Raw genomic sequence first — 6,227 nt, 5'->3', positions numbered from 1 at the left:
AAACAATATTACATTTAATCCTTCATCTCCTTATCAGGGCACACCAACAACTCCGCCAGCAACTGAGGTAGATATAACCGATCCGAATTTCCAGGCGCCAAGAGTATTAAAAACTAATTTAGCTGTTGATCAAAAATTACCGTGGGGTTTAGTAGGTACTATTGAAGGTACTTATACCAAAACAATCAAAGATATCTTGTATCAAGATATGAACTTAAACCCATCTTCTTACACTCTTGATATGGGTAACGGGGTAACAAGACCATTTTATAACGCAAGTAAGATAGATAAGAATTACACCAATATATTGTATTTAACCAATACGAATAAAGGTTATTCATATACAGTTTACGGAAAGCTAGAGAAACAATTTAGCAGCGGTTTCATGTCAAGCGTTTCTTATACTATTGGCCACTCATTTAACTTAAATGATGGTACTTCGTCTACCGCACTATCTAACTATAGATTTGCTTATAATGTAAACGGTTTAAACAATTTAGATTTAGCAACCAATAATAATGACATGGGTTCGAGAGTGTCATTTATGTTGGGTAAGAAATTTAAGTATGGTGGTGGTAAATTTGCTACTAACATAGGTTTATTCTACAACGGACAGTCTGGACAAGCGCTTTCTTATGTTGTATTCGGTGATTTAAACGGTGATGATGGATCAACTACTGCCACACCATCAAAATCCTCAAGTAACAATGCCGATTTACTTTTCATCCCTGTAGACGCATCTAGCTTTATTACTTCTTTAACCGGTATTAAAGATCCTGTTACTGGTGTAACTGGTACTATGACTGGAGCAAGACAATATGAATTGTTTCAACAATATGTAAACTCTGATCCTTATTTAAAAGATAATATCGGTAAAAATACTAAGCGTAACGGTACACGTTTGCCTTGGGAAAACCACTTCGATTTTAAATTAGTGCAAGATATTAATATCTACAAAAAGAGCGTATTTAGCTTCACATTCGATATTTTCAATGTTGGTAACTTAATAAACAAGAAATGGGGACAAGGATACTTCGCTTCAAATCAAGTAATCTCACCATTGAACATTGTTGGTTATACAACTACCGGTAATGTGGTGAAGCCTAACTATACTTTTAACCCAACATTCGGTACTGATCAATATACAGGTAAACCATATGCCTATTCCGATTATTTATCACGTTGGAGTATGCAAATTGGTGTCCGTGTTAAATATTAATTGATACTGATTTCAAGATAGTAGAGCCCTGATCATTCGATCAGGGCTTTTTAGTTTATTAAGGTATTTATTGTATTTTAGAATATCTATTTAATCCAGTAAGCTTCTATGGTGATTAGTAAAACTTTTATTAACCATGATACGTTTTTGTAATAAAAATAAATAATATGAAAAATCTCATCTATTTAATGCTCTTATTTTTATGTTTTACTTCTTGTAAAAAGCTAACTGTAAAAGAAGAAAAAACATTTTATGAAATTAATGTACCCAAGCCTGATGGATACCTTACCAGTGCGATACGCGTTACACTCATGGTAGACGGCAAAGCCGATATAGTGCCAGGTGGTGATGTAGCATATAGAGGTACTTACAAAATCAAGGGTAAAAAGCTTAGTGTTACAGCAGAAAAAGAGTATGAATTTGAAATCACCTCAGAAACAGAAATTAAGTACGGTGAAAGGATTTTGAGGTTAAATTAGTTTATATATAGATACTTAGATGTTTTTACAAATCCCCGATCATTCGATCGAGGATTTTTTTCTTTATATCAACTTCTGAAGTATTTATTAATTCACATTGCTTAATCTATTGTTTTTTTAACCCTCGCAGGCACACCCGCAACCATCACATGCGGCGGAACATCCTTTGTAACACAAGCTCCGGCTGCAACATAGGCTCCCTTTCCGATGGTTATGCCCGGGATCACGGTTGCACCAGATCCGATAAAAACACCTTCATTAATATGTACATTGCCCGCAATGGTTACCCCGGGTGATATGGTTACATAGTTCTCTATTATACAATCATGACTGATGTTGCAATTTGAATTCACAATGCAATGGTTGCCGATATTCACATTTGCATTAATTACACAACCTGGGGCAATGCAGTTTCCTTCGCCAATTTTAATTGAAGGGCTGATATAATTATGGTGGTGGATCATGTTGATGAACGAATAGCCTTTGTTTTCTAACAGTTCAATAATAGATTTTCTTTCGTAATTGCCTATTGCCCCAATTAATGCAATATTTAAATTAGCTGGATGTTCTTCTAAAAAAGATGGTAGCGAAGTAATGGGCTTCGTTAAACTTGGGTGATTTACCGCATCTTCCAAATTGATGATATATCCGGTTAAAAGATACTCACCCGAGCCATTAAAATACTCGCTAAGCTCAGCGGCATGTTTACCAGCACCCAGAAGATATACATTGATCATAGCGTTATTCCTATTTGGAGTAATTTGTTAAATCTAATATACGTTTATACAAACAAAACTAAATGATGTACCGATAAAACTTAAGAATGTATCGACAAAGATATAAAGGTAAGTTGTAGTGGCTTTAATGGAAATATAACTAAGATTGTATTTGGTGTAATAACATTTTGCCTGTATTGGCAATTCCCTTCCGAATTCGAGTCAAAATTCATCCCAATTAAATATGAATTAAAATGCTAAAACACCTCACAAAAAAAAATGCAGGCAGAAAAGAAGCTTTTAATATCTTGAAAATAAACTTTTTATATTTGTTTCCCTGGTTCGGCTTTGCCGTTGTGGCAGGTTACGCAGGCAATTTGAGTAATGGTTTTCCCCTCCTGCAAGGCAGTATGAAAATATTTCTTATTGATTTTTGCGGTCATACGCATCATTTTACGAGCTGTTTCCTTCTCTGGCTTTTCATCACTGGCGAAATCCATTTTCCTTGGATTATCTTTCATTGGTGCATGGCAATGGCCACAGCGCACACCTAATGCAAGCTTAAAATCGTCCATTACTTTGTCGAGTTCTTCCTTGCTGATGTTTTTAGGCAATACCTTTAAATTTTTTGCCTTTGGCTCTGGTTCGGCTTTAGGCATAAAGGCACTCAGGCTTAGGGCAAAGCATGCCAGTAAGGCCATTACAATGGTCTTTTTATAGTTCATGTTCTGTTAGTTTATATAACTAATATAATCCTTTTTCTATATTAGAAAATGACTTTTACAGATTGTAATGAATTTATTTCAATCGATACTGACAAGAGGCAGCAAGAATCAGGGAAATCGCTTTTAAAACATGCGCAAAAATTAATTAGCCACGGAAACACAGAAATCACGGAGGAGATTAAAGTTTTTCCGTGTTTTTCGTGCTTCCGTGGCAATTATAATGCTTAGGTATGCGTAAAAAGAGGAAGAATTATCAGAGAAAAGTTAAAAGCGATTTCCCTGCGGCAAGAATGTGTTTAAAAAAAAAGCTGCTGAAATTTAATTTTCAGCAGCCTTTTTAAATTGTACCTTGATGCTTAGTTATAAATGAAAGTTCCTTTTTCGCTTTCGATAGTCACTTGTTTCTGATCGCCTTTTTCTACGCGACCGATAATCTGCGCATCGATATTAAAGCTTTTTGATATTTCGATAATGCTTTCGGCAATCTCCTGAGGAACATATAATTCCATGCGGTGTCCCATGTTAAATACCTTATACATTTCTTTCCAATCGGTACCCGATTGTTCCTGAATCAATTTAAATAGGGTAGGGATAGGAAATAAGTTATTCTTGATTACATGAATATCATCATTGATGAAATGTAATACCTTGGTTTGCGCACCACCACTGCAATGTACAATGCCATTGATCTGACTGCGATGGCTTTCTAAAATCTTTTTGATTACAGGCGCATAAGTACGCGTAGGGGATAGTACCAATTTACCTACCGTAGTTTTGCCAAATCCTTCAATAGCTATCTCTTCTGTTAATTGTTTCTTTCCGGAGAAAACCAGATCGAATGGAACAGCCGGATCGAAACTTTCAGGGTAACTGTTGGCTACTGTTTTATCGAAAACGTCATGACGGGCAGAGGTTAATCCGTTCGATCCCATACCACCGTTATATTCGGTTTCGTAAGTGGCTTGTCCGGATGACGCTAGCGCCACAATTACGTCGCCTGGTTGAATGTTATCGTTGCTGATGATATCTTCTCGCTTTAATCTGCAGGTTACCGTAGAATCGACGATAATCGTTCTTACTAAGTCGCCAACATCAGCGGTTTCGCCGCCGGTAGAATAAATCGAGATGCCTTGTTCGCGCAGATCGGCTAAAATTTCTTCTGTACCGTTAATTACTGCAGCGATCACTTCGCCAGGGATCAGGTTTTTATTCCTTCCAATGGTTGAGGATAACAAAATGTTATCGGTAGCACCAACACAGATTAAATCATCGATATTCATGATGATGGCATCTTGTGCAATACCTTTCCAAACCGAGATATCTCCGGTTTCTTTCCAGTATACGTAAGCTAAAGAAGATTTGGTACCTGCGCCGTCTGCATGCATGATATTGCAATATTCCTCATCACCACCTAAAATATCAGGGATGATTTTGCAGAATGCTTTAGGGAAAATTCCTTTATCGATGTTTTTGATGGCATTGTGCACATCTTCTTTTGAGGCAGAAACGCCACGTTGATTGTACCTGTTATCACTCATGTTGGCGCAAAGATAAGGTTTTAAGAGGAAAGACTAAAGCTAAATACTTAAGGTTTTTTATGGCTAAATGGCAAGGCTTTTTTGCCCTAGGGCACCTGAGTTTATTTGCCATGAAGGCACAAAGCGCCCAGGGGTTTAAGGTTGTAAAAGATAGGGTTTCTTTTTTTTGGAAGTGAATATCCGTTTTTCATGGCGGCTTGCAGCCCCGCTTTTCCTCCTGCCGTTTTAAAGCTTTGGAACAGGGAAAAATAACTTGTAAAACGGCATCTGTACTATCGGGCTTAGGTACAAGGGGTAGGCTCTTTGTGGGTGGGTTTTTTCCTGCACAGGCCTATCTGAAATAAACCTGATTGCATGGATGCTGTAAACGGTGGATTTAAAAAAAATGGAGAATTTTACAGCAGGAAGGAAAGCAGGACTGGATTAACCGATGAGCATTGGTATTGCTTTCCAAAAAAAATGCTAGCTGACTGATTTATTTCAGGAGTGATCAATAAGCCAAGCATAAGTTTGGTATGAACAACTGGTTCGTTAATCAGTGGCCTTGATTCAATGTTCTAATTATTCGATAACAATCACTAGAATTAACCTCTCTCGATTAGATCCTGAAACAAGTTCAGGAGGACGTTGTGGTGGGGATAACTTAACCGATTTTAATAATTGATCGATTAACCAGTTTACCGTTTTTATTTGACAGTTTACTTGCAAAGGAAACCAATGACCAACGAACCAATGGCCAATGAACCAACAAAAAAAGGCGTAGAGTAAACCCTACGCCTTAAACCTTTTAGCTTACGCCTTTCTTATTTCATGAATAATAATTCTCTGAATTTTGGTAAAGGCCAAACGCTATCGTCAACAATTTGCTCTAATTTATCAGCGTGGTAACGGATGATATCGAAGTAAGATTTAACTTTCTCATCGTAAGCAATCGCTTTCTCGCGGGTATCTTCGATTTTGTTGGTTAATTTACGTTCTTCTAACATCGCATCGATATTGGTTTTAACAATTTCTAAATGCTCTGATAGTTTTTTAACGATATCGATAGAAACTTTGCTATCTACACCAATTGCTTTTAATCCTTGTACGTTTTCGATTAAAGAGTTTTGGTAAGCAATCGCAGCTGGGATAATGGCAGTGTTAGCCACTTCGCCCATTACACGTGCTTCGATCTGTAGTTTTTTATAGAAGTTTTCTAACATGATTTCATGACGGGCATGAATCTCACGTGCGCTATAAATACCTGTTGTTGCAAATAACTCAGCAGATTTTTCAGTTAAATAAGCATCTAAAGCTTTTGGTGTAGTTTTGATGTTTGATAAACCGCGTGTTGCAGCTTCATCTTCCCACTCCTGGCTGTAACCATTGCCTTCGAAACGGATACCTTTAGATTCTTTGATGTATTTTTTGATCACTGTTAATAAAGCGATGTCTTTTTTATCACCTTTTTTGATCAATTTGTCAACTTCAACTTTAAATTTAACCAATTGCTCAGCCATAATCGCGTTTAAGATCGTCATTGGTGCAGAAGAGTTTGCTGAAGATCCAAC

Annotated in this window: 5 protein-coding genes and 1 pseudogene; 2 read left to right on the top strand and 4 right to left on the bottom strand. The window is 37.0% G+C overall.

Annotation, left to right across the window (positions count from 1 at the left end):
* Both AC1DND_RS15845 and AC1DND_RS15840 read left to right on the top strand, forming a co-directional pair.
* Window positions 1–1,219 (top strand): outer membrane beta-barrel protein (locus tag AC1DND_RS15845; protein ID WP_477583020.1); only part of this gene is annotated, 1,219 nt, incomplete at its 5' end.
* Between the two features lie 167 nt (window positions 1,220–1,386).
* Complete coding sequence (locus tag AC1DND_RS15840) at window positions 1,387–1,698, top strand: hypothetical protein (protein WP_477583019.1); 312 nt, start codon at window positions 1,387–1,389, stop codon at window positions 1,696–1,698.
* A gap of 101 nt (window positions 1,699–1,799) precedes the next feature.
* Here AC1DND_RS15840 and AC1DND_RS15835 read toward each other — a convergent pair whose 3' ends face one another.
* The 4 genes and pseudogenes from AC1DND_RS15835 to AC1DND_RS15820 all read right to left on the bottom strand — a co-directional run.
* Complete coding sequence (locus AC1DND_RS15835; protein ID WP_477583017.1) at window positions 1,800–2,435, bottom strand: acetyltransferase; 636 nt, start codon at window positions 2,433–2,435, stop codon at window positions 1,800–1,802.
* A 302-nt stretch (window positions 2,436–2,737) separates the two neighbouring features.
* Entirely contained in the window at window positions 2,738–3,139 is a 402-nt protein-coding gene (locus AC1DND_RS15830; protein ID WP_477583015.1) for a c-type cytochrome, read from the bottom strand.
* 356 nt (window positions 3,140–3,495) lie between these two features.
* The gene (locus AC1DND_RS15825) at window positions 3,496–4,677 is read right to left on the bottom strand and encodes an AIR synthase related protein (RefSeq protein WP_477583014.1); all 1,182 of its coding nucleotides are present in this window, start codon (window positions 4,675–4,677) and stop codon (window positions 3,496–3,498) included.
* An 803-nt stretch (window positions 4,678–5,480) separates the two neighbouring features.
* Window positions 5,481–6,227: pseudogene (locus AC1DND_RS15820) on the bottom strand (glutamine synthetase type III); the annotation flags it as partial.

This window comes from Pedobacter sp. 01N416 (assembly GCF_056399685.1).
This window is presented reverse-complemented; position numbering and strand designations above follow the sequence as displayed.